This is a genomic window from Mesorhizobium sp. RCAM 05099 (genome assembly GCF_059683685.1).
Genome location: NZ_CM185035.1, coordinates 2903409 through 2928002 on the forward strand (window position 1 = coordinate 2903409; position 24594 = coordinate 2928002).

Annotated in this window: 26 protein-coding genes; 13 read left to right on the top strand and 13 right to left on the bottom strand. The window is 63.2% G+C overall.

Annotated features, from left to right (window positions below):
* Positions 1-73 precede the first annotated feature (73 nt).
* Positions 74-1006 (bottom strand): alpha/beta fold hydrolase, encoded by a 933-nt coding sequence (locus tag AC56QQ_RS14300; protein WP_497128058.1) that lies wholly within the window; start codon positions 1004-1006, stop codon positions 74-76.
* A 190-nt stretch (positions 1007-1196) separates the two neighbouring features.
* Between AC56QQ_RS14300 and AC56QQ_RS14305 the strand changes: the two genes are divergently transcribed.
* The gene (locus AC56QQ_RS14305; protein ID WP_497128060.1) at positions 1197-2210 is read left to right on the top strand and encodes a ribonuclease T2 family protein; all 1014 of its coding nucleotides are present in this window, start codon (positions 1197-1199) and stop codon (positions 2208-2210) included.
* A gap of 129 nt (positions 2211-2339) precedes the next feature.
* Here the strand turns inward: AC56QQ_RS14305 and AC56QQ_RS14310 are convergent, their stop codons facing one another.
* Positions 2340-3626 (bottom strand): GGDEF domain-containing protein, encoded by a 1287-nt coding sequence (locus tag AC56QQ_RS14310; RefSeq protein WP_497129000.1) that lies wholly within the window; start codon positions 3624-3626, stop codon positions 2340-2342.
* Between the two features lie 256 nt (positions 3627-3882).
* Between AC56QQ_RS14310 and ettA the strand changes: the two genes are divergently transcribed.
* From ettA to AC56QQ_RS14335, 5 genes are all read left to right on the top strand, one after another.
* Positions 3883-5532 (top strand): energy-dependent translational throttle protein EttA, encoded by a 1650-nt coding sequence (ettA, locus tag AC56QQ_RS14315; protein ID WP_489862124.1) that lies wholly within the window; start codon positions 3883-3885, stop codon positions 5530-5532.
* 64 nt (positions 5533-5596) lie between these two features.
* Positions 5597-6367 carry a trans-aconitate 2-methyltransferase gene (gene tam / locus AC56QQ_RS14320; RefSeq protein ID WP_497128062.1) on the top strand — a complete coding sequence of 257 codons (771 nt, stop codon included), beginning with the start codon at positions 5597-5599 and terminating at the stop codon, positions 6365-6367.
* Between the two features lie 115 nt (positions 6368-6482).
* Positions 6483-6818, top strand: coding sequence for a hypothetical protein (locus AC56QQ_RS14325; RefSeq protein WP_497128064.1), 336 nt, complete (start codon positions 6483-6485; stop codon positions 6816-6818).
* A 105-nt stretch (positions 6819-6923) separates the two neighbouring features.
* Entirely contained in the window at positions 6924-8045 is a 1122-nt protein-coding gene (locus tag AC56QQ_RS14330; RefSeq protein ID WP_497128066.1) for a beta-ketoacyl-ACP synthase III, read from the top strand.
* A gap of 205 nt (positions 8046-8250) precedes the next feature.
* A complete protein-coding gene (locus tag AC56QQ_RS14335; protein WP_497128069.1) occupies positions 8251-8667 on the top strand; it encodes a GFA family protein in 417 nt (138 codons plus the stop codon).
* Between the two features lie 26 nt (positions 8668-8693).
* On the opposite strand, the gene AC56QQ_RS14340 is transcribed toward AC56QQ_RS14335, so the two are convergent.
* The 4 genes from AC56QQ_RS14340 to AC56QQ_RS14355 all read right to left on the bottom strand — a co-directional run bounded on the left by AC56QQ_RS14340 (position 8694) and on the right by AC56QQ_RS14355 (position 10853).
* A complete protein-coding gene (locus AC56QQ_RS14340; protein ID WP_497128071.1) occupies positions 8694-9260 on the bottom strand; it encodes a methyltransferase family protein in 567 nt (188 codons plus the stop codon).
* 143 nt (positions 9261-9403) lie between these two features.
* On the bottom strand, positions 9404-9913 hold the full coding sequence (locus tag AC56QQ_RS14345; protein ID WP_497128073.1) for a hypothetical protein: 510 nt from the start codon (positions 9911-9913) through the stop codon (positions 9404-9406).
* Positions 9914-10006: 93 nt separating this feature from the next.
* Complete coding sequence (locus AC56QQ_RS14350; RefSeq protein WP_497129002.1) at positions 10007-10405, bottom strand: VOC family protein; 399 nt, start codon at positions 10403-10405, stop codon at positions 10007-10009.
* Between the two features lie 25 nt (positions 10406-10430).
* Positions 10431-10853 carry a tautomerase family protein gene (locus AC56QQ_RS14355; RefSeq protein WP_091580250.1) on the bottom strand — a complete coding sequence of 141 codons (423 nt, stop codon included), beginning with the start codon at positions 10851-10853 and terminating at the stop codon, positions 10431-10433.
* 239 nt (positions 10854-11092) lie between these two features.
* On the opposite strand from AC56QQ_RS14355, the gene AC56QQ_RS14360 reads away from it, so the two are divergent.
* Positions 11093-11617 carry a TetR/AcrR family transcriptional regulator gene (locus tag AC56QQ_RS14360; protein ID WP_497129004.1) on the top strand — a complete coding sequence of 175 codons (525 nt, stop codon included), beginning with the start codon at positions 11093-11095 and terminating at the stop codon, positions 11615-11617.
* 4 nt (positions 11618-11621) lie between these two features.
* The gene (locus tag AC56QQ_RS14365) at positions 11622-12239 is read left to right on the top strand and encodes an MOSC domain-containing protein (RefSeq protein ID WP_497128075.1); all 618 of its coding nucleotides are present in this window, start codon (positions 11622-11624) and stop codon (positions 12237-12239) included.
* Positions 12240-12288: 49 nt separating this feature from the next.
* On the opposite strand, the gene AC56QQ_RS14370 is transcribed toward AC56QQ_RS14365, so the two are convergent.
* Together AC56QQ_RS14370 and AC56QQ_RS14375 are read right to left on the bottom strand one after the other, a co-directional pair.
* Complete coding sequence (locus AC56QQ_RS14370; RefSeq protein ID WP_497128077.1) at positions 12289-13131, bottom strand: SDR family oxidoreductase; 843 nt, start codon at positions 13129-13131, stop codon at positions 12289-12291.
* A 132-nt stretch (positions 13132-13263) separates the two neighbouring features.
* Complete coding sequence (locus AC56QQ_RS14375; protein ID WP_497128079.1) at positions 13264-14226, bottom strand: D-amino acid aminotransferase; 963 nt, start codon at positions 14224-14226, stop codon at positions 13264-13266.
* 219 nt (positions 14227-14445) lie between these two features.
* Between AC56QQ_RS14375 and AC56QQ_RS14380 the strand changes: the two genes are divergently transcribed.
* Positions 14446-14883, top strand: a complete 438-nt coding sequence (locus tag AC56QQ_RS14380) for a hypothetical protein (protein ID WP_497128081.1) — start codon at positions 14446-14448, stop codon at positions 14881-14883.
* A gap of 14 nt (positions 14884-14897) precedes the next feature.
* Here AC56QQ_RS14380 and AC56QQ_RS14385 read toward each other — a convergent pair whose 3' ends face one another.
* Both AC56QQ_RS14385 and tsaA read right to left on the bottom strand, forming a co-directional pair.
* Positions 14898-15212: a DUF2293 domain-containing protein gene (locus AC56QQ_RS14385; protein WP_497128083.1), complete on the bottom strand. Its 315-nt coding sequence runs from the start codon at positions 15210-15212 to the stop codon at positions 14898-14900.
* Entirely contained in the window at positions 15209-15733 is a 525-nt protein-coding gene (tsaA, locus tag AC56QQ_RS14390) for a tRNA (N6-threonylcarbamoyladenosine(37)-N6)-methyltransferase TrmO (protein WP_497128085.1), read from the bottom strand. Before tsaA ends, AC56QQ_RS14385 begins: the two co-directional genes overlap by 4 nt.
* A gap of 178 nt (positions 15734-15911) precedes the next feature.
* On the opposite strand from tsaA, the gene AC56QQ_RS14395 reads away from it, so the two are divergent.
* Together AC56QQ_RS14395 and metF are read left to right on the top strand one after the other, a co-directional pair.
* Positions 15912-16934 carry an ArsR/SmtB family transcription factor gene (locus tag AC56QQ_RS14395; protein ID WP_489862110.1) on the top strand — a complete coding sequence of 341 codons (1023 nt, stop codon included), beginning with the start codon at positions 15912-15914 and terminating at the stop codon, positions 16932-16934.
* On the top strand, positions 16934-17851 hold the full coding sequence (gene metF, locus AC56QQ_RS14400; protein WP_489862109.1) for a methylenetetrahydrofolate reductase [NAD(P)H]: 918 nt from the start codon (positions 16934-16936) through the stop codon (positions 17849-17851). Before AC56QQ_RS14395 ends, metF begins: the two co-directional genes overlap by 1 nt.
* Positions 17852-18337: 486 nt before the next feature.
* Here the strand turns inward: metF and AC56QQ_RS14405 are convergent, their stop codons facing one another.
* Positions 18338-19255 (bottom strand): DMT family transporter, encoded by a 918-nt coding sequence (locus AC56QQ_RS14405; RefSeq protein WP_497128087.1) that lies wholly within the window; start codon positions 19253-19255, stop codon positions 18338-18340.
* 207 nt (positions 19256-19462) lie between these two features.
* Between AC56QQ_RS14405 and AC56QQ_RS14410 the strand changes: the two genes are divergently transcribed.
* On the top strand, positions 19463-20683 hold the full coding sequence (locus tag AC56QQ_RS14410) for an alanine racemase (RefSeq protein WP_091580275.1): 1221 nt from the start codon (positions 19463-19465) through the stop codon (positions 20681-20683).
* Here the strand turns inward: AC56QQ_RS14410 and AC56QQ_RS14415 are convergent.
* Together AC56QQ_RS14415 and AC56QQ_RS14420 are read right to left on the bottom strand one after the other, a co-directional pair.
* The gene (locus tag AC56QQ_RS14415; RefSeq protein ID WP_497128089.1) at positions 20680-21888 is read right to left on the bottom strand and encodes a lytic murein transglycosylase; all 1209 of its coding nucleotides are present in this window, start codon (positions 21886-21888) and stop codon (positions 20680-20682) included. The two genes, AC56QQ_RS14410 and AC56QQ_RS14415, sit on opposite strands and share 4 nt — an antisense overlap.
* A 246-nt stretch (positions 21889-22134) precedes the next feature.
* Positions 22135-22929 (bottom strand): glycoside hydrolase family 25 protein, encoded by a 795-nt coding sequence (locus tag AC56QQ_RS14420; protein WP_497128091.1) that lies wholly within the window; start codon positions 22927-22929, stop codon positions 22135-22137.
* Between the two features lie 283 nt (positions 22930-23212).
* Here AC56QQ_RS14420 and AC56QQ_RS14425 point away from each other — a divergent pair, with 283 nt between their 5' ends.
* Positions 23213-24592, top strand: a complete 1380-nt coding sequence (locus AC56QQ_RS14425) for a serine hydrolase domain-containing protein (RefSeq protein WP_497128093.1) — start codon at positions 23213-23215, stop codon at positions 24590-24592.
* Positions 24593-24594: the final 2 nt, after the last annotated feature.

The following is a 24594-nucleotide window of genomic DNA, read 5'->3' on the forward strand; positions in this document are numbered from 1 at the left end:
GGGCAATGGCTGTCACGGCCCTTGCGATGGGCCAACGGTCCGGTTCGAAGAAGAGACGCGCCGCGTGACCGGGTCACGATTTCAGCACGCCGTCGGCCCAGGCGGCGAAATCGGCCATGATGACGTCGCGATTCACCTCGTTCAGGCTTTCGTGGCGGGTGTCGGCGTAAACCTTTGAAACGAGATTCGAAAAGCCCATCGCGCGCATGCGTTTCGCGAGGTGGTCGACAGCCTTGCCGTAATCCGAGGCAGGGTCCTTCTCGCCGCCGACGATGCTGACAGGCAGGTTGCGCCGCATCCCGGCAAAGCCGGCATCCTTGCCGCCATTCAGCGCCATGCCGACGACGTCGCGCCACATCGATACCGAGGCATTCCAGCCGCACAGCGGGTCGGCGATGTATTTCGCCACCTCGGCCTCGTCGCGCGACAGCCAGTCGAACAATGTGCGGTGATTGGGCACCGCCTTGCCCCAGGCCTGAAAGGTCAGCCTGGGCAGTATGCGCGACGGGACGTCGGAGCCGAGGCGGAACCGCTCCCAGGCGAGGATGCCGAGCGCCACCTGTCCGAGCAGGCCGGCCGAGAAATTGCCGTTCCAGATGGCGGCGGCGTGAACGCGAGCGGAGTGGCGCAACAGGAAGTTCAGCGCCACGGACGCACCCATCGAATGGCCGAAAAGGATGACCGGCAGGTTTGGCTGTTCGCTGGCGATCAGATCATGAATGGCATTGATATCGGCGATCACCTTGGCAGGGCCGTCCTTGTCAGCGAACCTGCCGAGCGGTGCGTCGGGAGCCTTTGTCGCGCCATGGCCACGGTGGTCGTGTGCATAGACATGGAAGCCGCGCTCCCCAAGGAAATCGGCAAAGCGGGCGTAGCGCGCGGCATGTTCGGCCAGTCCGTGATTGATCTGGACGACAGCGCGTGGCCGGCCATCGGCCTGCCTGATGAAAAGATTGAGGTCGGCACCGGTCGGCGAGCGAACCATGCGCTGCTGGCTGAATGACATGCCGCTCGGTCTCCAAGTTCCGCCGACCTTCGCGGCGCAGGCATTGTTTGCGCCGGCGCCGGTTTTGCGTCAATCCGCCACGGCTGCTTTTGCGCGACGATGTTTCTTGCGCTTGACCGGCGAAACATCGCAATTCTGACACGGAGACAGCGGCAGTCTGTCGCCCACTTTCTTCAGCCGGGGATTCCATATGCGCATTGGTTTTGTTTTCGGATTGGCCGTGCTGGCGGCGTCGCTGGCCAGTGCTGCGCGTGCCGACGTCAAGCTGAGCGGCACCTTCGTTGCCGACGCTGCCTGTCCGGCAACGCAGGCCATCAAGAACGGCAAGAATCCAGGCAATGTCTCGACCGATGCCGGGCAGGGCTACCAGCTGCTTGCCGGCAACAAGGATGCGCCGACGCACTATCTCATCCTGGTGCCGGGCGCCAATCCGGAGCGCCGCTGGGTGAAGGTCAGTTGCGGCCATGTGTCCGGCAGCAGCGCCGCGACAGTGCCGGCCGCGCCTGGCGGGCAGGGCAAGCCGGCGACATCCGCCTCAGGGAAACCCGACTATGTCTTCGCCCTGAGCTGGCAACCGGCCTTTTGCGAGACCAAGTCGAGCAAGACAGAATGCAGGGCGCAGAGCGCGAACGATTTCGACGCGACGCATTTCACCTTGCACGGCCTGTGGCCGCAACCGAGCGGCAATTTCTATTGCCAGGTAACGGCAGGCGACAAGGCTAACGACAATCCTGCCCACTGGAAGGATCTGCCGCCGGTCAATCTGGATGCCAGCACCCGCTCGGAACTCGACCGGGTGATGCCGGGTACTGCTTCCCAGCTCGAGCGGCATGAATGGATCAAGCACGGCACCTGCTACGGCAAGAGCCAGCAGGAATATTTCTCCGACGCGCTCAACCTGATGCGTGCGATGAACAGCTCGCCGGTGCGTGACCTCTTTGCCAAGAACATTGGCGGCAAGCTGACGGCGGACCAGATCCGCGGTGCCTTTGACACTGCCTTCGGCGCTGGAGCGGGCGACCGCGTGCGCGTGTCCTGCGTCATCGATCCGTCGAGCGGCCGGCGGCTGATCGGCGAACTGACGCTGGGCCTTGCCGGCCCGATCGGTCCCAACAGTTCGCTCAAGGATCTTTTGCTGGCCTCGGTGCCGACCAACAAGGCCGGTTGCCCGACAGGCACCGTCGACGCGATCGGGTTCCAGTAAGTACGGGGCGCGGACCCCAGTAAGCCGGCAGGGACTGTCGTCTCGCCCGCGAGGTGGTGCTATGCTGCCTCGCGCATCATTCGGCGGGACAGGCATTCGGCGGCAGAAGAAGCCGCAGCAAGAATACAATTACAGTTGCGCGGGCTTCGTCCATGCAACGGCGGTATCGGCCTCATGGCCAACGGGTTCGCCGACGACGCGATCGCGTCCGGTCGACTTGGCCCTGTAGAGGCGCTGGTCGGCAAGCGCGAAGATATCGGCAAGGCTGCGGGTCGTTTCGCTGACGCTGGAAACGCCGGCACTGACGGTCAGCTCGAAGCGGCTGGTGGTGGCTGACGTCTTGACCGCGTTGCGGATGCTTTCGCCAAACAGCCTGGCGACCGAGTGCGGACGCGTGCTGAGGATGGCGAATTCCTCGCCGCCGATCCGGAACACCTGGTCTTCGGCACCAGCCATTTCGCCAAGCAATGCCGCAACGGCTTTCAGCACCTTGTCGCCTTCGGCATGGCCGAAACGGTCGTTGATCGACTTGAAGTGGTCGACATCGATGATCAGCAGGCTGAGTGGCCTGGCCGTGCGCAGGCTGGCCTGAACCGCGGCTTCACCGTCGCTGTCGAAGCGCCCCCGGTGCAGCAGGCCGGTGAGGCCGTCACGGCCGACATGTTCGACCAGGGCTTCATAGCGCTCGCGATAGGTCAGTGTGTCGAAGATGTCGGTCAGCCCGCGCGGCACCGAAATCTCCCGGGCTTCGAACCATCTGAGATAGGCCACGAGCATGCCGCTGAAGGCCAGCGCCGCCGCCATCTTGGCAAACCAGCCACCGAAGAAGACCGCGATCGGCGCGCCGGCAACGAAATGCAGCGCGGTGAAGAACCCGGTCTGGTCGAAAGTGAGCACGCAGGCGACCGAAATCAGGATGCGCGCGAACTGTGCCCTGCGCAGGGTGCGCCCAAGCTTTTCATAGAGCAGGATGATCAGGATGGCGTCGACGAAGAGCAGCGTCGTGCCCCACACCATCAGCCAGCCCATCTCGTCGATGAAGCCGATGTCGGGGAGCCTGCCATCGGGAAGCGCGGCGATGGCGTGCAGGCGCAGGAGCAGCACCAGCGCAACCATCAGCGTATTGCCGAGCAGCAGCCCATAGATCGGCTGACGAACGGTGGCGGCGTCTTCCTTCATGTAGAGCAGCAAGAGCATCACCAGCTTGCCGGAAAACAGTACCGCCGAGCCCGGTGAGACCATGCCGAACGGCAGGTCGACATAGAAGACGCTGGCGAGATAGGTCTCGAGGAAGTGCATGACGCCGAGCGCGCAGACGAACACGCCGAGGCCGATACGCTTTCTGAAGCGGAAGAGCGTCACCATGACGCTGAAGTAGACGACCGCCTCGGCAAGGAGCAGGAAACTGTTCAGCAATGCCGTCGATCCGATCTCTCTCTCGAAATCGCGGCCAGCCAGCGATTCCACCCCATCCCTGTTTTGACGCGGAAGGGTTAACCGGAGCTTTCAGCGGGTTCGGTGGCCGGTGGAAAACCGCCCGGTTCGGCGGACACTTCCTCGTGTGACCGGACCGAAGCGGCGAAAGCGATTGCCGTTCGCCGCTGCATCGCCTACATAGCGGCCAACCTCCATTCAATTTGACAATCCAGTCAGTTTTTCAGGGAAAGCGCGCGTGGCACGCCAGTTCATCTATCACATGGCCGGCCTCAACAAGGCCTATGGCACCAAGAAGGTGCTCGAGAACATCCATCTGTCCTTCTATCCAGATGCCAAGATCGGCATTCTCGGCCCCAACGGTTCGGGCAAGTCGACGATCCTCAAGATCATGGCCGGGCTCGACAAGGAGTGGAGCGGCGAGGCCTGGCTGGCTGAAGGCGCCACCGTCGGCTACCTGGCGCAGGAGCCGGCGCTCGACGCGAACAAGACGGTGTTCGAGAACATCATGGAAGGCGTCGCCGCCAAGACCGCCATCATCGAACGCTACAACGAATTGATGATGAACTATTCCGACGAGACGGCCGACGAGTCGGCCAAGCTCCAGGACGAGATGGACCGGCTGAACCTGTGGGATCTCGAACAGCAGGTCGAGATGGCGATGGAAGCACTGGGCTGCCCGCCCAAGGATGCCGACGTCACCAAGCTGTCGGGCGGCGAGCGGCGCCGCGTCGCGCTCTGCCAGCTTCTGCTGCGCCAGCCCGACCTTCTGCTGCTCGACGAACCGACCAACCATCTCGACGCCGAGACGACCGCGTGGCTGGAAAAGCATCTGCGCGCCTATCCGGGCGCGGTGATGATCATCACCCACGATCGCTACTTCCTCGACAATGTCACCGGCTGGATCCTCGAGCTCGACCGTGGCCGCGGCATTCCTTACGAGGGCAACTACACCAAGTACCTCGAAGCCAAGGCCAAGCGCCTCAAGCAGGAAGGCCGCGAGGACGACGCCCGCCAGCGCGCGATCGGCCGCGAGCGCGAGTGGATCCAGTCCAGCCCCAAGGCCCGCCAGACCAAGTCCAAGGCGCGTATCCAGGCATTCCAGGATCTGCTGGATGCCGCCGACAAGCGGCGTCCGAGCGATACGCAGATCGTCATTCCGCATGGCGAACGGCTCGGCAATGTGGTGATCGAGGCGGAAGGCCTGTCGAAGGGCTTTGGCGACACGTTGCTGATCGACAATCTGTCGTTCAAGCTGCCGCCTGGCGGCATCGTCGGCGTCATCGGCCCGAACGGCGCCGGCAAGACGACGCTGTTCCGCATGATCACCGGCCAGGAAAAGCCGGACGCCGGCACGATCCGCATCGGCGAAACGGTCAAGCTCGGCTATGTCGACCAGAGCCGCGACCAGCTCGATCCTTCGAAGACCGTGTGGGAAGAGATTTCCGGCGGTGCTGAAGTGGTCAAGCTCGGCAAGTTCGAGGCCAACACGCGCGCCTATTGCGCGTCGTTCAACTTCCGTGGCGGCGACCAACAGCAGAAGGTCGGCAATCTGTCTGGCGGCCAGCGCAACCGCGTTCATCTGGCCAAGATGCTGAAGACCGGCGGCAATGTGCTGCTGCTCGACGAACCGACCAACGATCTCGACACCGAAACGCTGGCCGCCCTCGAAGACGCGCTGGAAAACTTCGGTGGCTGCGCCGTCATCATCTCGCACGATCGCATGTTCCTCGACCGTCTGGCGACGCACATCCTCGCCTTCGAGGGCGACAGCCATGTCGAATGGTTCGAGGGCAATTTCGAGGACTACGAGCAGGACAAGATCCGCCGGCTCGGGCCCGATGCCGTCAATCCACACCGCATGACCTACAAGAGGCTGACGCGGTAGGGGATCACTCTGAAGCGGTAAGGGCATGGGGCGGCGAATTCTCAAGGTGATATGAGGAGTTCAAATGGCTGATTGGTCCGCCGCCCAATATCTGAAATTCGAGGACGAGCGCACGCGGCCTGCGCGTGATCTCGTCGCGCAAGTGCCGGTGGACTTCCCGCGCCGGGTCGTCGACATCGGCTGCGGGCCGGGCAACTCGACCGAACTCCTGGTCGAGCGCTGGCCGGATGCTGAGGTGAGCGGCTTCGACACCTCTCCCGACATGATCGAAAAGGCGAGGGCGCGGCTGCCGAGCGTCACCTTCGACCTCGCCGATGCGTCCAAATGGCAGCCGGCGGAGCCGGTCAACGTGATCTTCGCCAATGCGGTCTTCCAGTGGCTGCCCGAGCACCCGGCGGTGTTCCAGCGGCTGATGGGCTTTCTGGCGCAAGGCGGCGCGCTCGCCATCCAGATGCCCGACAATATGGGCGAGGACTCCCATCGCCTGATGCGGGAGGCCGCCGCTGAAATGCCGTTTGCCGCAAAGATCAAGGGTGCGGCGCGGGCGCCGTTGCCGCCTGTGTCTTTCTATTATGACCTCCTGTCGCCGCTCAGCGGTCGGCTGGACATATGGCACACGGTCTACAATCATCCTCTGGCCGACGCCGAGGCGATCGTCGAATGGGTGAAATCGACCGGCCTGAAGCCTTTCCTCGATCCGCTGGAAGCCGGCGAGCGCAAGATGTTCCTCGACAGCTACACGGCCAAGATCGCCAAGGCATATCCGAAGACGGCGAACGGCAAGGTGCTGTTGCGCTTCCCTCGTATTTTCATCGTCGCCAAGCGGGTCGGCTAGGAAAGAATTATCTACATCGCCAGCAGCCAATCGCGGCTGCTTGACCCGGTTTCGCCACCGTGCGCATTTCATTGCCGCGGGAATTCGGTCAAGCTTGCGCGGCAGGGGGTGGATGATGACACTGGGAAAATTGCTTTTCGCCGGCAGCGTGTGCGCGGCGACATTTCTGGCCCTGTCGGTGTCGGCCGAGGCCAAGCGGGCGCGCTGCTTCACCAGCGATGACGGTTATTTTCCGTGCAGCTATCGCGCGATCGACGGTGCCGGCAGCTTCCGCATCTCGGCGCCGGGCTATCCGACCTATGTGCTGGAGGTCGACGGGCCAGGCTTCGCCTATGGCTATGTCAATCTCGGCCGCCGCAACGTGCCGCTGCCGGGACAGTTCGTGCGCAGCCGCGACGATGGCGCCTGCTGGAACAATCCGCAGACCAACACCAAGGTCTGCGCCTGGTGAAGTCACGTTTAAGTTGGCGTAAACCGCCTCAGTGAGAAAAGTGTTGCGCCGGAGCGTTACGGCGCCCACATGAAGCCGCAACGCTGCGGATGGGACAGACTGGACATGCATCGCGTCATCATCGGCGGCATCGGCGTTGAAATTCCTGAACCCTCGATCACCAATGAAGAACTGGTCGCCAGCTTCAATGCCTGGGTCGACATGGAGAATGCGCGCCGCCAGGGCACCGACGAGCCGCCGCTGCAGAAATCGGACAGCGACTTCATCGTCCACGCTTCGGGCGTGCGCACTCGCCATGTGATCGAGCGCGAAGGCATTCTCGATCCGACCCGCATGACGCCGCGCATTCCAGCGCGCCCAGACGATGCGCTGTCGCTCGAAGCCGAGTTCGGCATCGCCTCGGCCAGGAAAGCGCTCGACCATGCCGGGCTGCAGCCTTCAGATATCGACCTGATCATCTGCTCGGCCTCGCACCACCAGAGACCCTATCCGGCGATCGCCATCGAAATGCAGGAGGCGCTGGGCACAAAGGGCGCCGGCTTCGACATGGGGCTTGGTTGTTCGTCGGCGGCGGCAGCACTTCACATGGCGGTCAATCTGGTGCGCTCGGGCGCGCACAAGCGCATTCTGGTGACGACACCGGAAATCATCACCGGTCATCTCAATTTCCGCGACCGGCAGACGCATTTCATCTTCGGTGATGCCTCGGTGTCGATGGTGGTCGAGGGGCTCGCCCTGGGCGAGAGGCGACCGGGACGCTTCGAGGTGCTCGACACGCGGATCTGGACGCAGATGTCGAACAACATCCGCACCAATCTTGGCTACTACACCCGTACCGCCCAGGATGATCCCTATATGATCAATCTCGAAGGCAATCTGATCAAGCAGGTCGGCAACAAGGTGTTCAAGGAAGTCACCGTCGCCGGACACAAATTCATTGTCGAGTTCCTCGCCGAGCAGGGATTGACGCCACAGGCTGTCAGGCGCTTCTGGTTGCATCAGGCCAATGCCCGCATGAATGCCATGATCCTGAAGCTGTCGTTCGGCCATGAGGTCGACCATGACCGCGCGCCGATGGTGCTGGAAAAGCTTGGCAACACGGCGGGCGCCGGCGCCATCGTCGCGCTGTCGCAGAACCATGCCGACATGAAGCCGGGTGACCACGGCCTCATCTGCGCCTTTGGCGCGGGATACTCGATAGGTGGCGCGCTTCTCAGAATGCTCTAGCGTGTGCTGATATTCAGCCGGCCTGCGGAAGGCGGCGTCCCGCACTTCCTTACCAAGGCACGCTTCGTTCGGAGTCTCGAAATCCGACCAGTCTGGCCGATTTCTACTCCCCTCAGCCTGACCTCAATCTCGACTGCTCCCGGCGTTCGGGAGGGGTCTCACTTTGAAATCAACGCGATCTCACTTCAAAAAGGAGGGTTTTCCAATGGCTGATGCCCGATGCAGTTGCGGGGCTCTCACGTTAACGCTTCCAGGAGCGTCGAAACTGGTTGTCGCCTGTCATTGCCTTGACTGCCAGCGCAGAACCGGCGCGCCATTTGGCGTCGGCGCTTTTTATCCAGTCGACGCCGTCGGCATTTCCGGAACTGTCAAAGAGTTCACCAGGGATGCGGCAAGCGGCGGGAGGGTCCACAGCTACTTTTGTCCAAACTGCGGCTCAACGATCTATTGGAAGGCCGACAGGCTGCCGTCGCTGATCGGCGTTGCGGTCGGCGCGCTGGCGGACCCAAAACACCCACCCCCCATCAGGTCGGTTTTTGAGCAGTCGAAACATGACTGGGTTCAAATTGACGGTGCCGTCGAACATTTCCAGCAAGGCAGTGTAGCAAAAAATTCAAACTGAGCTGGCGCTCCACACGTCTTGTCGCTTCAGACTGGCGCGAACGGCACCAGCATCGGCACGCGCCTGGCGTAGTCGTCATAGGCGCTGCCCAGTTCGCCGCGCAGGAAGCGCTCTTCCAGTCTTGCCTTCATAACGATGCCGATGGTCAGCAGAATGGCGCCGGCAACACCCCAGACAGTGCCTTTCGCCGCCATGGTGGCGAGGATCGCCAGCAGCAGTCCGGTGTAGATCGGATGGCGGACGAGACGGTACGGGCCTGTGTCGACCACATGGTGCTCGGCCTTGGCGGTGACCGTGCCTGACCACAATCGACCGAGATGCACGCGCGCCCACCAGCAGAAGGCGAGGCCGACGGCAATCAACGCGACGCAGATCCAGGCCTCGGCAAGATTGGGAAACCACAGGCGAAGCCGCCCGACATAGCCGTGCGCCGGAATGAAGAGCAGGATGGTGCCAAGCATCAGGACCGCCCGGTAAGGCGCCTCGGCCTGAAAGCCGGCGCGCTTCTCGACCCGGTCGGCCCAGAAGGCGGCGGCGGCCCATGTCGCGGCCCAGAACAGCCAAAGCAGTGTGATTGCCGTCCCCGGACGCATGATGAGCTCCCTCCTATCTGGGCGGTATCATCAAACCGGCATGGCGCGGCGGCAATGCGGCGCGGTCCCGAAACAGGTCGGTTTCAGGTAAGAAGGTCGTGATCGAATCCCGATGCGTTCGCGGGGCCGGAGCATTCGCCCGCCTATCCCCAGATAAGGATCACCGGGGAGGCCAGGAACAGAATGCCGGCAAGGATCCACCGGCTACTGCCGTAAGATTGCACCTCCGAAAGCGGCAGCCACCAGCGTACCAGCGCATAGCCGACGGCGATGGCAATGCTGTAGATCAACGCCCACAGGAATATATGCCACCCCCCACCAAAAAGGCCGATGGCCAAACCGAAGCCCGTCAAGGCGCCAAGAACGCCATAGCCAACGTCGAACATCAGCGTCGTGGTCATGGAGAGCGGTCGCCAGATTACGGGAAATGCAATCGCGACGGCAGCTGTCAGAAGCCAGATGCTGATGATCGCCTGAAGCGTGGCGGAACTCGCGATCGAGGCGGCAACCCCGGTAAGGTGATCGGGTGTGGAAAGGCGCACAATCTGCGCAATCCGATCAATGAGCGCGGCCCAAATCCATAGCAGGAACGCGCAAGCCGCAAAGATCAAGAAGTTTCCGCCTGATCGTTTTATGATTTCACTTTGTTCCATTGCCGCCTCCTGCTGTTCTGAAAGCTAGCATTGAAACCGACGCACTGGAACTTCGATGGCTGGAAGCCCTCCTGATGGAAGAGCCTGGCAGCATCAGCCGCCAGAACAGCTGAACATCCATTGCACGCCAAATGGGTCCACGATCATGCCGAAGCTGGTTCCCCAGTATTGCGGCGCCAACGGCACGGTGATCCGGCCACCCGCCGCCATACGATCGAAGAGAGCCCGCATGGCGGCGAGGTCGTCGAAGTCCAGCATCAATGCCGAGCCTTTCATAGGCTCCGCGTCATCATTGTCGGAAGCATGAAACAGCACCCCTGGACCTTCGAACCGGGCATGCAACACCTTTCCACGCATAGCTTCCGTGCGCACCGGCATGTTGTTGTCGCCCCAGCGCAGCAGGATTGTTCCCCGGCCAAGGCCGCACTGTTCATAGAAGGCCAGCGCCAGCTCGCAATTGGTGGTGAAGAACAGCGAAGGGGAGAGCCGCATGGGTTCGCTTCCGCTCATCGCCAGATCAGTGCGCGGCTGCGGTGGCGGCAGCGACAAGCGCGTCCCCGGTATATTGCCTGTTGCCGATACCCCAGCCGCCATCGGGCGCGTTGACGATGTTGATCCAGGTGTTTTCAGGCCGGTGGCCGGGCACACAGAGCTCTTCGACAATGCCGCAGGCAGCGGTGATGAAGTCCTTGCGGGCTTCGATCGAGCCAAGGCCGATGTTGGGCAATTTCAGTTCCACCATGACGACCGGCCGATTGGCGCCGCCGGCATAGATGTGGTGAGGCGGCAGGACGTGGACCGTGCCGCCGACGATCGCGGTGAAGAACGAATTGCCGGTGGCGCCGGAGGCTTCGATGAGGGCGGCGCTAAGACGCGGCAGGATTTCGCGCTCTCCCGCCGGGGTCAGTACGCCTTCCGGCGCGGTCACGGTGATTGGCATTTGGCTCTCCTTGCCTTTGGTTGCATGGCCTTGCTGGCAGGATTTCATTCCGCTTGCCATGTTTCGTATCAATTGTTACGTTATGGGGGCAAGGCAAGTCAATAGGTTTCGTATCGATCACTATGGATAAATTGGAAAAACCTAGGGGTGGCCGGCCGCGCGCATTCGACCCCGACCGGGCGCTGGATGCGGCGATGCATCTGTTCTGGGAGCATGGCTATGAGGCAACGTCGCTGGCTATGCTGCGCGAGACAATGGGGCTGACGCCGCCGCAGATCTACAACGCCTTCACAGACAAGGAGACTTTGTTCCGCAAGGCGCTGACGCGCTATCACCAGACCGAGATAGGGTTTGCGCTCGAGGCATTGAGCGCGCCGGTGCCGACGCGGGAGGCGATCCGGCGGTTGCTGCTGGGCGCGGCAGAGGCCTATTCCCGGCCCGGCAAGCCCGGCGGATGCCTGTTCGTCAGCGGTGCGCTGGCGACCTCGCCGCAGGCGCAAGCCATTGCGGATGAGCTGAAGGCCTATCGCAAGGCGAGTGAAGCGGCGATCGCGGACCGGCTGGCCAACGGCAAGGCAGTGGGCGACCTGCCGGAAAACCTCTCGGTCGAAGGCTTCGCCAAATACCTGGCAGGTGTCATGAACGGCATGTCGATCCAGGCGCGGGACGGCGCATCGGTCGAAGAGTTGCGCGTTTTGGCCCAAACCGCCCTTGCGGCCTTGCCGGCCGAAGGGCAAAAACAAACGGCATCATCCAAGGAATGAAGCCATGCTGGATCTCTTCCCCGAGGCTGAAAAGCCAGTCGAAATCGTCCCGGCGCGAAAGCTTGCCGCCAGGGCGGCAGCACTTTACCTCGCGCCATCGGATCATTTCGAGACACGCCCGGTGGACGAGTTGCGCCTGGGCTTCGACGGCATATCAGGCGATTTCCATGCCGGATCGACGCGGCGTTCGGGCGGCCGCGAGCCATGGTATCCGCGCGGCACCGAAATGCGCAACGAACGGCAATTGTCTATCGTGGCGGCGGATGAACTGGCCGTCGTCGCCGAACGGATGGGGCTCGCCGAAATCAAGCCGGAGTGGATCGGCGCCAATCTGGTGATCGAAGGCGTGCCGCATTTGTCCATGCTGCCGGCCGGCACGCTGCTGTTCTTCAAGGGCGGCGCGACCATCAAGGTCGACGCGCAGAACGGACCTTGCCGCATCTCCGGCCGATCGATCGCCGAAAACGCCGGCATGGCCGACGTTGAGGCCGGCGCGCTGTTGTTCCCCAAGGCCGCCAAGCGGCTTCGCGGCCTCGTTGCCTGGGTCGAGAAGCCGGGAACGATCAGGGCAGGCGAAGAAATCTCGGTGCGCGTGCCGGAGCAGTGGATCTATCCGGCTTAGCAGGGCAGGGCTACGCCACCGGAGGCGGCGTAGCGGGATTTTGCATCGTCTAGGCTGCCTTGCGGTTCTTCTTCGCGCCTTGCGCCATGACGGAAACGTGGTCCCACTTTTCCCAGGTGGCGAGACGGTTGGCGTATTCCTGTTTGATCATCGGCAGGCCGCCATCGCCGAAGAACACGCGCAGCGGCGGCTCGGCGGCGTCAACGATGGCCAGCATCGCCGGGCCGGTGGCCTCGGGATCGCCGGCGACCGAATTGGCGCGGCGCTCGGCCATCTTTGCGCGCGCGGGAGCGTAGGCTTCGATCGGTTGGGAGACCTTGGCCGAGGGGCCGGCCCAGTCAGTGGAGAAGCCGCCGGGCTCGACCAGCGTGACATGGATGCCGAATTCCGCGACCTCGATGCTCAGCGACTGGCTGAAGGCTTCCAGCGCCCATTTAGAGGCGTGGTAGAGGCCGAGCGAGGCAAAGGCATTGACGCCGCCGATCGACGAGATCTGGATGATGTGGCCGGAACGCTGCGCCCGCATGATCGGCAGCGCGGCCTGGGTCACCCACAGGGCGCCGAACACATTGGTTTCGATCTGGTCGCGTGCTTCCTGTTCGCTGACTTCCTCGATGGCGCCGAAATGGCCATAGCCGGCATTGTTGATGACGACGTCGAGCCGGCCAAAGCGCTTGTGCGCCTCCGCTATCGCGGCATCGACGGCTTGCTTGTCGGTGACGTCGAGCTTTATGGCGGCAATGTTGTCGCCGTATTTCTCGACGAGATCGGCGAGCGTGCCGGCATCGCGAGCGGTCGCGGCGACGCGGTCGCCTCGCGCCAGTGCGGCCTCGGCCCAGACGCGGCCAAAACCCTTGGACGATCCGGTGATGAACCAAACCTTGCCTGTCATGATGGGAATCCTTGCCCCTGCGGGCGCGATTTTTCTGATGAAAGCGGAGGCTTCTCCGCTTCCGCGCATATACTGCGGATCCCGGGATTTTCCAGAGGTGAGGGAAATTTTTTGGGCAGCCGCCCCGTTTGATCAGGGATAGCGCACCGGGCTCGACCATGCCGGATCGTCATGCTTCTCCCAGTAGCGCGCCATCAGCCGGCTGGTGATCGCGCCGACCTTGCCGTCCGCCACCGGGGCGCCGTCGATCCGCGTCACCGGCATGATGCCACCGGCGGTCGAGGTGATGAAGACTTCGTCGGCCGCCTTGAGGGAGGCGACGCCGACATCGGCGGCCGTAGCGACAAGTCCGGCCTCGGCGCAGAGATCGAATACGGTGCGGCGGGTGATGCCGGGCAGCACGCCGACGGCCGGCGTCGACAGTTTGCCGTCCTTGACGCAGAAGACGTTGAAGCCCGGGCCCTCGGCGACATTGCCGTTGAAATCGAGGATGAGCGCGGTCTCGGCACCACGGTCATAGGCATCATAGAGGCCGCGTACCAGGTCGAGCCAGTGGTAGTTCTTGATCGCCGGGTCGATCGAGGCTGGCGGAATGCGCACCTTGTCGCTGACCGCGACATGCAGGCCGCGCCGCAATTGCTCGGCATTGGCGACCGAGCCGAACGGCACGGCGAAGGCCATGAAGCGGTTGACCGCCTGGCGCGGGTCACGGCTGAAGGTCGGTGAGGCGCCGCGCGTGCACAGCATTTCGACATAGGCTTCGCGATGACCCGACAGCGCGACGCAATTGTGCAGGATTTCAGCCACGCCTTCGCGGTCGAAGGGGATCGTCATCCGCAGCTTTTCCAGCCCGCCGAAGAAGCGCTCGAGATGCAGGTCGAGGCGGAAGAAGCGGCCGTTCCAGACATGCACCGTGTCGTATGTGGCGTCGGAATGCAGAAAACCCCAGTCCAGCACTGAAATCCTGGCTTGCGACATCTGCAGGTACTGGCCGTCCAGGAAGGCGATGCCCTGGGGATAGGAATGCGGGTCGACGTGGCGGTCGCTGACCGCGGGCAGTGGCTTCGCGTCCTGTATTGCCGTCGTCTGGCTCATCGGGGCCTCCTCTCGCGCAAGGCGGAATCCGCAGGCTATCGGCCCCAGGCGCAAGCGATAGAGCCACCCACCCGGCGCTGTTCGTCCTCCCTGGCGAACCGGCTGATACATTGGACTGAAATTGCCATACAATTGTGGGGCTCTGAACGGGAGGGGACATGGGCAGGCTTGGGACCGTCATCGCAGGCATGTTGATTTTCGCCGCCGCGGGCGAAGCCAGTGCGCAGTGCGCGAAAGAAGGCGAGGAGCCTGTGCCAAGGCGGCCAGACTTATCGCTGCGAGAAGACGGGCAGCGAATTGACGCCGATCTTCCAGAACGTTCCTTGCGGGGTGCCGACGCTGACCGGCACCTGGGTCGGCAACGGCCACCAGAGTCCGGCCGGCGACGCCGGCGCCGACTGGTCGATCGCCATGACGATCAATGAGGGCGGCGCGTCGATCGATTATCCATCGCTCGGCTGCGGGGGATCGCTGTCGCAGACGTCCAGGGACGACACCTCGGCGCAATACCATGAGAGCATCACTTACGGCCAGGACAAGTGCATCGACGGCGGCGACATCACCGTCAGGTTTTTCAAGGGGAAGTTGTCCTGGACGTGGGTCGGCCAGGCGGACGGCCAGCCCTACAATGCGGTCGCCGTCCTGACGCGGCAATAAGCGGACTTACTGTCTTATTCATCCTCGTCATCGGCGTCGAGCAGCCGTGTCGCGCGCCAGCGGGTGAGCACGGTGTTGGTCTGCTCGATGACGAAGAACCGCGCCGAGTCGCGGTCGTAGCCCTCGCTGAGCAGCTTCTCGTAGTCGGTGTGCATGTGGCGGATATGGGCAATGGTTGCGAGCCACACGGCGATGGTAGGCGGCAAGGTCTTCATATGAACCGCGCCAGCGTCGGTACGGATCTTCTCCATGTCGGCATAGGGCGCCAGCGGCAGAAGCGCGGTCAGCGCCTTGGCGATGGCGCGACGTCGGCCGGTCGGCGCTTTCATCGCTCGTCGCGGCCTTCAAAGGTCGCCTCTGATATGGCGTCGGTCGAGGCGAAATAGGGCTTGATGTCGATGACCGGCGTGCCGTCGAGCACATCGATGGCGTCAAGCTCGATGCGCCCGGTGGCGATGTCGAGCCCGACCAGCCTGGCCACATGCAGGCCGACCGGGTTCGGCCGGGCAGGGGAGCGCAGGCCGAATACACCTTTCGCTTCAGCCGCATGGCGGGGTTTCTGCACAATCAGATTCCGCGGCGCGTGGTGCAACCAGGACAGGATGATGACGTGGCTGGCTCGTTCCAGTCCCCGCAGGCCTTCACGGTAAGGCGCGTCGATGGTCAGCCTCGCCGGCTGCCCGGTCTCGCGCGCGCTGCGCATGTTTTTCGGGCAGGTGTCCCGCGTCTTCCATGGCGAGGCGATGCGGCCGATGAAGACGATCCCGCCATCTGGCGGCATCGTTGCCGGGTCGGTTTCCAGTCTCCGCTCGCCTTCGCGTGCCTCGAACATCTCACGCGGTGCGGTCATTCTGCCCATCTTCCTGTTAGCGCATGTCCTTGTCCCAAGATCGCTACACCGTTTTGGAAGGCATGGAGCGGGAAATCACGCATGCGGCATTTTCTTGTCCGGAAGCGACATAGCGCTTGCAAGGTTTCGAAAATCGACATAAACATATGTTTATATCTTTTTCAAAGAGAATGCGCTGATGCATGTTTCGCTCGACACCATGGTGGACACACTGAAGGCGGCGGCCGAATCCAGCCGGCTGCGCATATTGGCACTGTTGTCGCGCGGTGACCTCACCGTTTCCGATCTTACCGAAATTCTCGGCCAGTCGCAGCCGCGCGTTTCGAGGCATCTGAAGCTGTTGCTGGAGGCTGGGCTGATCGGCCGCTACCAGGAAGGGTCGTGGGCGTTCTTCCGCCTATCGGACACCGATTCCGCGCGCGACTTCGTGATGGGGCTGGTTTCCGGCATTCGCGGTGCCGACCCGCAGGTCGAGCGCGATCTCGAGCGGCTGGCCTCGGTGAAGCGCAAGCGTCAGGACCGCGCCACCGAATATTTTTCGGTGAACGCGGCGAGCTGGGACCATATCCGCTCGCTGCATGTGCCGGACCGCGCCGTCGAAGCCGCGATGCTGAAGCTGGTCGGCAAGCGGCCGTTCCAGTCGATGCTCGACCTCGGCACCGGCACCGGGCGGCTGCTGGAGATATTCTCGCCGCTCTACCGGCGCGGTGTCGGCATCGACATGTCGCGCGAGATGCTGACCGTGGCGCGCGCCAATCTTGACAAGGCAGGCATTTCGAATGCGCAGGTGCGGCAGGGCGACATCTTCGCGCCGCCGGTCGAGCGCGATGCCTTCGATCTCGTCACCATCCACCAGGTGCTGCACTATCTCGACGACCCCGCCCGCGCCATCCACGAGGCGGCGCGGCTTTTGCGCCCGGCCGGGCGGCTGGTCATCGTCGATTTCGCGCCGCATGCGCTGGAGTTCCTGCGTGACGAACACGCGCATATGCGGCTTGGCTTTTCGGACCGGCAGATCAAGGAGTGGTTTTCCGAAGCCGGCCTCGATCTCGAGGATGCCCAAGAGTTCGAGCCGCGCGGCGGCAATGAGGCCAAGCTCACCGTCAAGCTGTGGCTTGGCCGCGACCGGCGCCTGCTGATCGCCGATCCTTCCAATGAAAGCCGCCAGGCCAAAGTTAGCTCGATAGGGGAAATCGCCTGATGAACCAGTTCCGTTTTTCCCGCCGCCCGGACATTGGCGACAAGGTCAGCGTTTCCTTTGAATTCTTCCCTCCGAAGACCGACGAGATGGAAACGAGGCTGTGGGATACGGTCACCCGGCTGGAGCCGCTGAAGCCGAAATTCGTCTCGGTGACCTATGGCGCCGGCGGCTCGACCCGTGAGCGCACCGCACGCACCATCGGCCGTATCCTGAGAGAGACCAGCCTGACGCCGGCGGCGCACATGACCTGCGTGGACGCCGCCCGCCATGAGGTCGACGCGGTGATCCAGGAATTCGCCGACATGGGCGTGAAGCGCTTCGTCGCCTTGCGGGGCGATCCGGCCGCCGGCGTCGGAACCGCCTACCGTCCGCATCCCGACGGCTACGCCAACGGCGCCGAACTGGTGGGGGCGCTGAAGGATGCAGGCGATTTCGACATCTCGGTTTCGGCCTATCCGGAGAAGCACCCGGAAAGCCCTGACTTTGCCACCGACATCGACATGCTCAAGCGCAAGGTCGACAATGGCGCGACGCGGGCAATCACCCAGTTCTTCTTCGACAATGATCTCTACGAGCGCTATGTCGAGCGCGCCCGCCGCGCCGGTATCTACATCCCGATCGTGCCCGGCATCCTGCCGGTGCACAATTTCACCCAGGTCGCCAATTTCTCGGCGCGCTGCGGTGCGCTGGTGCCGGCTTGGCTGGCCGAGCGCTTCGACGGTTTGCAGAACGATCCGCAAACGCATGCGCTGGTGGCTTCGGCGGTGGCGGCCGAACAGGTGCTGGACCTGGTCGAGCGCGGGGTGGGCGACTTCCACTTCTACACCATGAACCGGGCTGACCTTGTCTTCGCGATCTGCCACATGATCGGCATCCGCTCGCATGAAGTGGAGGCAGCCGGGTCAGCCGCGGCATGAACAGGCTGAAAAAGCGAAAGGCCGGGTAAAAACCCGGCCTTTCGAATCGGTTGGACTATTGGGTGCTGGTCTTCCCGTCTTGGCGGGTCAGGGAAGAAAGCCCATAATAAGGGCTCCGATGAAGGCGAACGCAGCACAGATCATCAATGCGTTGATTGGCCTCGTAAGTCCCATGATATAGCCTCCTCTTAAAGAGCTATGGCTGGGAGTCTAGGTTCATTTGTGCCACAGGCAAGCGGAAAATGTGCTGCATTGCGACGTGATTGTGGGATTTGCGACCTCGGTTTTGCCGTTAGGTGTTGAAACTCCTAGGCAAAAACCGGGTTCGGACCTGTGAATAAATTATGGCGGTGGTGTGTCGCTGCCGTGGCATGGCAGCGCTACCGCATCGGCTCGAAAGTCGAATTCGACTTCCGGAAAGCACGATGAGGCGATTCAATCAAAGGGGCTGGAGCGTCCTTCGCGCGTCCAGTTGGACGCGGTGCTCTAACCTCGAGCGAACACTCGCCCGTCGATGGTGACGAGGCCAAGCGCGATCAGCACCACGCCGCCGATTTCGAACAGTTCGAGCCGCTCGCCGAGGAACAGGAAACCAAGCAGCATGGCGCTGGCCGGCACGATGAGCGTGACCAGCGAGGCGTTGGTGGCGCCGGCCGAGGCGACGAGGTTGAAATAAAGGATGTAGGCGAAGGCGGTGGACAGCAGCGCCAGCGCCAGCACCGCCGCCCACACCGGGGGCGAGGCCGAGAACAGGCCAGCCGGGCCATAGGTGAAGAGCACGATCGGGATCACGATGATGGTCGAGGCGGTCAGCTGTCCGGTGGCGATGACCGGCGAGGGCACGCCCTTGAAGCGGCGGGCGACCATCAGGGCAATCCCATAGGACAGCGAAGCGCCGATCAGCGCGAATTTGGCCCAGACCGGGCCGCCGAGCCCGGCAAGCAGGCCGGGACCGATCATCACCGCCGTGCCGGCGACGCCGAGCGCAATGCCGACGAGTTTGTTCCAGGAGAGTTTTTCGTCTGATGTCAGCGCGTTGGCGAGGATCAGCGTCCAGAATGGCGTCGTCGCGTTGAGCACCGAGGCGACACCGGCGCCAAGCTGGGTCTGGCCGGCGAAGATCAGCGAGAAGGGGATGACATTGTTGGTGAGCGCCAGCAGGAAGAACAGCCCGGCGTGAGGAAAAGCGAGCCGGAAAGACGGTCCGCGCAGACCGAGATAGATCTGCAGCGCGATCGCGGCGATGGCGACGCGAAACAGCACCAGCACCAGCGGGTGAAGCTCAGCCACCGCGATGCGGGCGAAGAAGAACGAGCCGCCCCAGATCGCGCCGAGCAGCAGGAGCTGTCCCCAGTCCTTGAGCACCATCGGCCCGCGTGGCGTGGATGTCGCGGCTATTGCCATGTGATCGTCCTCCCAGACGCCCTGAATGCCAGCCAGTCAGGCGGAAGGCATATCGGGTTTGGCGACAAGGGCCACCCGAAACCTGATTGATGGCAGACGTTGCCGTCAAAGACCTAGCGCCGCTGCGTCAGGGCCGCGAGACACAGAATTGTTTTCATTAGCCGCTAGCTTGGATTAATTGTGCGCAGCCGAGGTGAGGATTCGTCCATGCAGCGATTCGAGAATGCCCGCGAGGCGGCACTGGCGCTTCGCCCGGACGATCCGATCTATTGCTTCCGCCCGCAGGTGCTGAAGGCCGACGCGCGGCAGTTCATGGGCATGTTCCCGGGCAAGACCGCCTATGCGGTCAAGACCAATGGCGAGCAGATCGTGCTGAAGACCCTGGTCGAGGCCGGCGTCAATGCCTTCGACGTCGCTTCGCCCGGCGAGTTCGCCGCCGTGCGCGCCGTCTCCGCCGACGCCGAGATGCTCTACATGCACCCGGTCAAGGCGCAGTCGGACATCAAGCTGGCGCTGGAGAAGTACGGCATCCGCGTCATTTCGCTCGACCATGAGGACGAGATCACCAAGCTGACGCGGGTGGTGCGCGCGCTCGACATCGATCCGGGCTCGATCAGCGTGTTCGTGCGGGTGCAGACCAAGGGCCTCGCGGCCTACGAACTGTCGAAGAAGTTCGGCGCCGGGCCTGCCTATGCGGTCGAACTGGCGGAGCGGCTGAACCGCACCGGCTACAAGGTTGGCCTGTGTTTTCATGTCGGCAGCCAGATCGAGGATCCCGATACTTATGAGCGGGCGCTGGCTTCGGCCGACTGGGTGCGCAACCGGCTGACCTTCGACATTGCCGGGCTCGATGTCGGCGGCGGTTTTCCGGCCGAATACGGGCACGATCCCAACCGCAAGCAGATCGAAATGCCGTCGCTCGGCCAGATCATGTCGCGGCTGTCCGGCGACCTGAAAGAATACCAGTTCGACCAGATGCCGCTGGTCGCGGAGCCGGGCCGGGTGATCGTCGCGCGCTGCCTGTCGCTGATCGTGCGCGTGCTGCTGCGCAAGGGCAAGCGGCTCTACATCAATGACGGCATCTGGGCATCGCTGTCGGATTCATGGACCGGCAAGATCACGCTGCCGGCACGCTTCATTCCCGACCCGGCGATCCGCTCGCGCAATGGCGAGGAAAAGAACATCGTGCCGTTCAAGGTCTGCGGGGCGACCTGCGATTCCGTCGACATCCTGTCGCGGCCGTTCTGGCTGCCGGAAACAGTCGACACCGGCGACTGGATCGAGATCGGCCATATCGGCGCCTATTCGCTGTCGCTCAGGACCCGCTTCAACGGCTTTTATCCCGACACTTTCGTCGAGGTGACGACGCCGTTCGACGAGGGCGACGCGCCACAAGGGTTTGCGAGTTTGGAGACGATGGCGGATTAGGGAACAGGAGGATTTGCCGAGACAGCGGAAAGCCTCGCCAGCAGATCCGGCGTTGGCCAGCCATCCACTGGCAGGCCAAGCCGCATCTGCTCCTTGCGGATCGCTTCGCGGGTGTTGGTGCCCAGGATGCCGTCGACCGTGCCGACGTCGTAGCCCCTGGCTTCCAGCTTGGTCTGCAAGGCCTTCATCTGCTCATTGTCGAGGCCGGTCTCGGGATCGCGCGGATCGAACTGTGGCGCGCCCGCCAGCCTGTTGGCGAGATTGGCCGCGGTCAGCGCGTAGGTAAAGGACTGGTTCCACTCGAGATAGACGTCGAAATTGTCGTAGGTGAGGAAGGCAGGACCCTTGCGCCCCATCGGCAAGGCCAGGCCGGCCTTCAGGCCGTTGTCGACCAGCGGCGTGCCGTTCGGATTGGTGACCCCCCACAGCGCCCATTGCGACAGCGGCAATTTGTTGGTGCGTCCGGTCTGGTCCCACGGCATGTCTTCGGGCAGGCGGACTTCCTCGATCCAGGGCTGGTCGCGCTTCCAGCCGCGCGACAGCACCTTGTTGGCCGTGGTCATGATGACGTCCGGGACACTGTTGCGCAGGTCGACCTTGCCGTCACCGTCGCCGTCGACGCCACGCGCCAGATAGTCCGAAGGCAGGATCTGCGTCTGGCCGATCTCGCCGGCCCAGGCGCCCGTGACGTTCTCCGGCAGCACACCGCGATCGATCAGCGTCAAAAGAGGGATGAGTTGCGGCCGGAAAAGCTGTGGGCGGCGGCAATCATGGGAGAGCGTCACCAGGGCGCTCAGCGTGTGGAAATCGCCCTGCACGGCGCCGAAATCGGTTTCCAGCGCCCAGAAGGCTGCGATGATCGGTGCCTGGACGCCGAACTGCTGGTCGGCGCGAGCGAAGACGTCGGCGTATTTCTTCAGGTTTGCCGCACCCTGCTTCAGCCGGTAGGCCGAGATCATACGGTTGGAGAATTCGATGAAGGTCTGGGTAAAGACGCCCTGAGCTCGGTCGCGCGCCAGAACCTTGTCGTCGATGGTCGCATCCTCCAGCGCGTCGAGGCCGGCGGCGCCGACGCCAGCCGCCTTGGCTTCCGCCGCCACGCCCTGCTTCCAGGCTTCGAAGTCGCCGCCGCATTCCTGCGCCATCGCCGGCAAGGCCGTGGCGCACAAGAACAGCGCCGCGAGGGCTTTCGAACGCAGTCGCATCGGCTTCCTTTCGACATTCAGAATTCCAAGGCGTCCTTGCGCAGCCATAAGGGCGCGGAGCTTCGGAGTACCGGCGGTTGCAGACTTTACCGCTGGCTGTGTCGAAAAGCAGGCGGCAAGCCCGGTGTCAACGGGTGTTCTGCCGCAGCCTGTTGTTGCTGGCGGCTTGGCTGCCGTTGAATCTGGTTAAACGGCAACTCTGCTGGAGCGACATGGTTCAGTGGCTCGCAGCCGTTGAACCTGACATCAACGGGTGTTCTGCCGCAGCCACTTGTTCCAGGCGGCTTCACTGCCGTTGAAGACGTTGATGTCGGACTTGCCGGTCATGCCGGGAACGATGCCGGTTCCGGTATACTGCCAGAAGGTGAAGGGGTGGCTGCCGTATTTCTCGCGCGGATGGCCGGCAACGGAGCGCAACCAGTAGGGATAGCCGCGGAAGGTCGACAGCTGGTTGTCGTCGAAGAAATCGACAGAGGTGTAGATGATCGGTTTCTTGCCGTAGTGCCGTTCGACGATTTCGAGGAAGGTGGTCATCTCCGCGCGCACCGTGGCGGCGTCGGGGCGCAGCCTGCAGGTCGGCGATTTCGGGTTCCATTCCATGTCGAGGACCGGCGGCATCGCCGAGCGATCGACGGGGACATTCTGGATGAACCAGCGCGCCTGCTGGGCCGCGGGGGTGCAGAAATAGAAGAAATGATAGGCCGCGCGCGGAACACCGTTGGCTTTCGTGCGGGCCCAATGCTCGTTGAAATAGTCATCGAAGCGGTCGCCGCCCTCCGTCGCCTTGATGAAGGCGAATGAGATGCCGCTGGCCTTGGCCGCCGACCAGTCGACCGAGGTCTGGTATTTGGAGACGTCGGTGCCATGAACGGCATAGTTCCAAGGCGCGCCGCTGTCCCATTCATGCGGCTTGGAATCGCCGAAGCGGGGGGCGCGCACGGCAACCGTCTGACTGCTGGAGGGCGACAGCGGCGAGAGATCGTCCACGGTCGAGCAGCCGCCGAGCAGCGTCAGCATGAAAAGGGCCGCAAGACGGCGCATCGCAATTCCCGAGCCGGATTCAGCCGGTCGCTGATGGGTCTGTGCACTGATGGCCGCCGCTTGGTCAGGCCCCCTCCGAGCGATCGCCCCACAGCATCGCCCAGCATCATTTCATGCATGTCGTTGTCCCGAAACCGCTGCGCACTTTTGGGCGACATGCATCCTGTGATCGCCGATCATGGTTGATAATCAGTTGACGGCGCTCGACAAGCACTACGATTTGCGGAAGCAATGGCGGCAAATCGATGACATAAGGCTCAGGCGAGAGCCTGGGGGGAAATAAATGCGGATCGTCGTCAAGCTCATCAAATGGCTTCTCGGCCTGATCGTGCTGGCGGTCGCCGCCTTGTTTGCCTGGCTTTACATCGCGCCGCCCGAATTGATCCGCGTCGGCGCGGGCTATTCGGCCAAGATCGTGTGCTCCAATGTCTTCATCGCCGGCCGCGACCCCAAGGAGGTGCTTGCCGTCGACGTGCAGGCGCCCGGCCATCCTTTGCTGCGGCTGATGCAGGTTTCGGTGGACAAGAACCGGGGCACGGTCTCGGCGGGGCTGCTTGGTTTCCTCGGCAAGAGCATCGCCGTCGCCCGCGACGGGCTGGGCTGCGCCTCGGTTCCCGATGGCGATGTCGGCAAGGCGCGGCACACGGTGATCCATGGCGAGCCGTCGGCGACCAGTCAGGATGCGCTGTGGCCGGAAGGCGAGCGGGTCGATGCATCGCAGGACCCGGTGATTGCAAAGCTGCTCGACGATGCAGCGCTGACCGGCACCGGCATGCGCGCGGTGGTGGTGGTCAAGAACGGCCGCGTCGTCGCCGAGCGCTACGGCGCCGGCTTCTCGGAAAAGACGCCGCTGCTCGGCTGGTCGATGACCAAGACTGTGAACGCCGCGCTCATCGGCACGCTGGTCAAGGATGGCAAGATGGCTGTCACTGACAAGGGGCTGTTCGCGCCGTGGAAGGCCGACGGCCGTGCCGCGATCACCCTTGCCGACATGATGGCGATGTCAAGCGGGCTGGAGTTCAACGAGGATTATGGCGACGTCGCGGATGTCACGCGCATGCTCTACCTGGAACCCGATATGGCGGGCTTTGCCGAAGCCAAGCGGCTGGTGGCCGAGGTCGGCAAGGTGTTTTCCTATTCGAGCGGCACGGCGGTGATGCTGTCGCGCCTCTGGCAAAGCGCGATCGGTGACAAGGCCAAGGCGCTGACGTGGCCGCGCACGGCGTTGTTCGAGCCGCTCGGCATGCACAGCGCGGTGCTCGAGACCGACGAGCAGGGCACCTTCGTCGGCTCGTCCTATCTCTACGCCACGGCGCATGACTGGGCGCGCTTCGGCCAGTTCCTGTTGCAGGGTGGTGTCTGGAACGGCAACCAGGTGCTGCCGGCCGGCTTCGTCGACTGGATGCGGGAGCCGGCGCCCGCCTCGAAGGTCTACGGCAAGGGCCAGCTGTGGATCGAGGCACCGGGAGACGAGGATAGCCCGGGCGCCGGTGTCGCAGCCGGCCTGCCCAAGGACACCTACTGGATGGAAGGGCATGACGGGCAGACGGTCACCATCATTCCTTCGGAGCAGCTGGTGGTGGTGCGGCTCGGACTGACACCGGCCAAGCTCGGCTACCGCCCGCAGACGATGGTGGGGGCGCTGGTGAAGGCGCTGCATTAGCA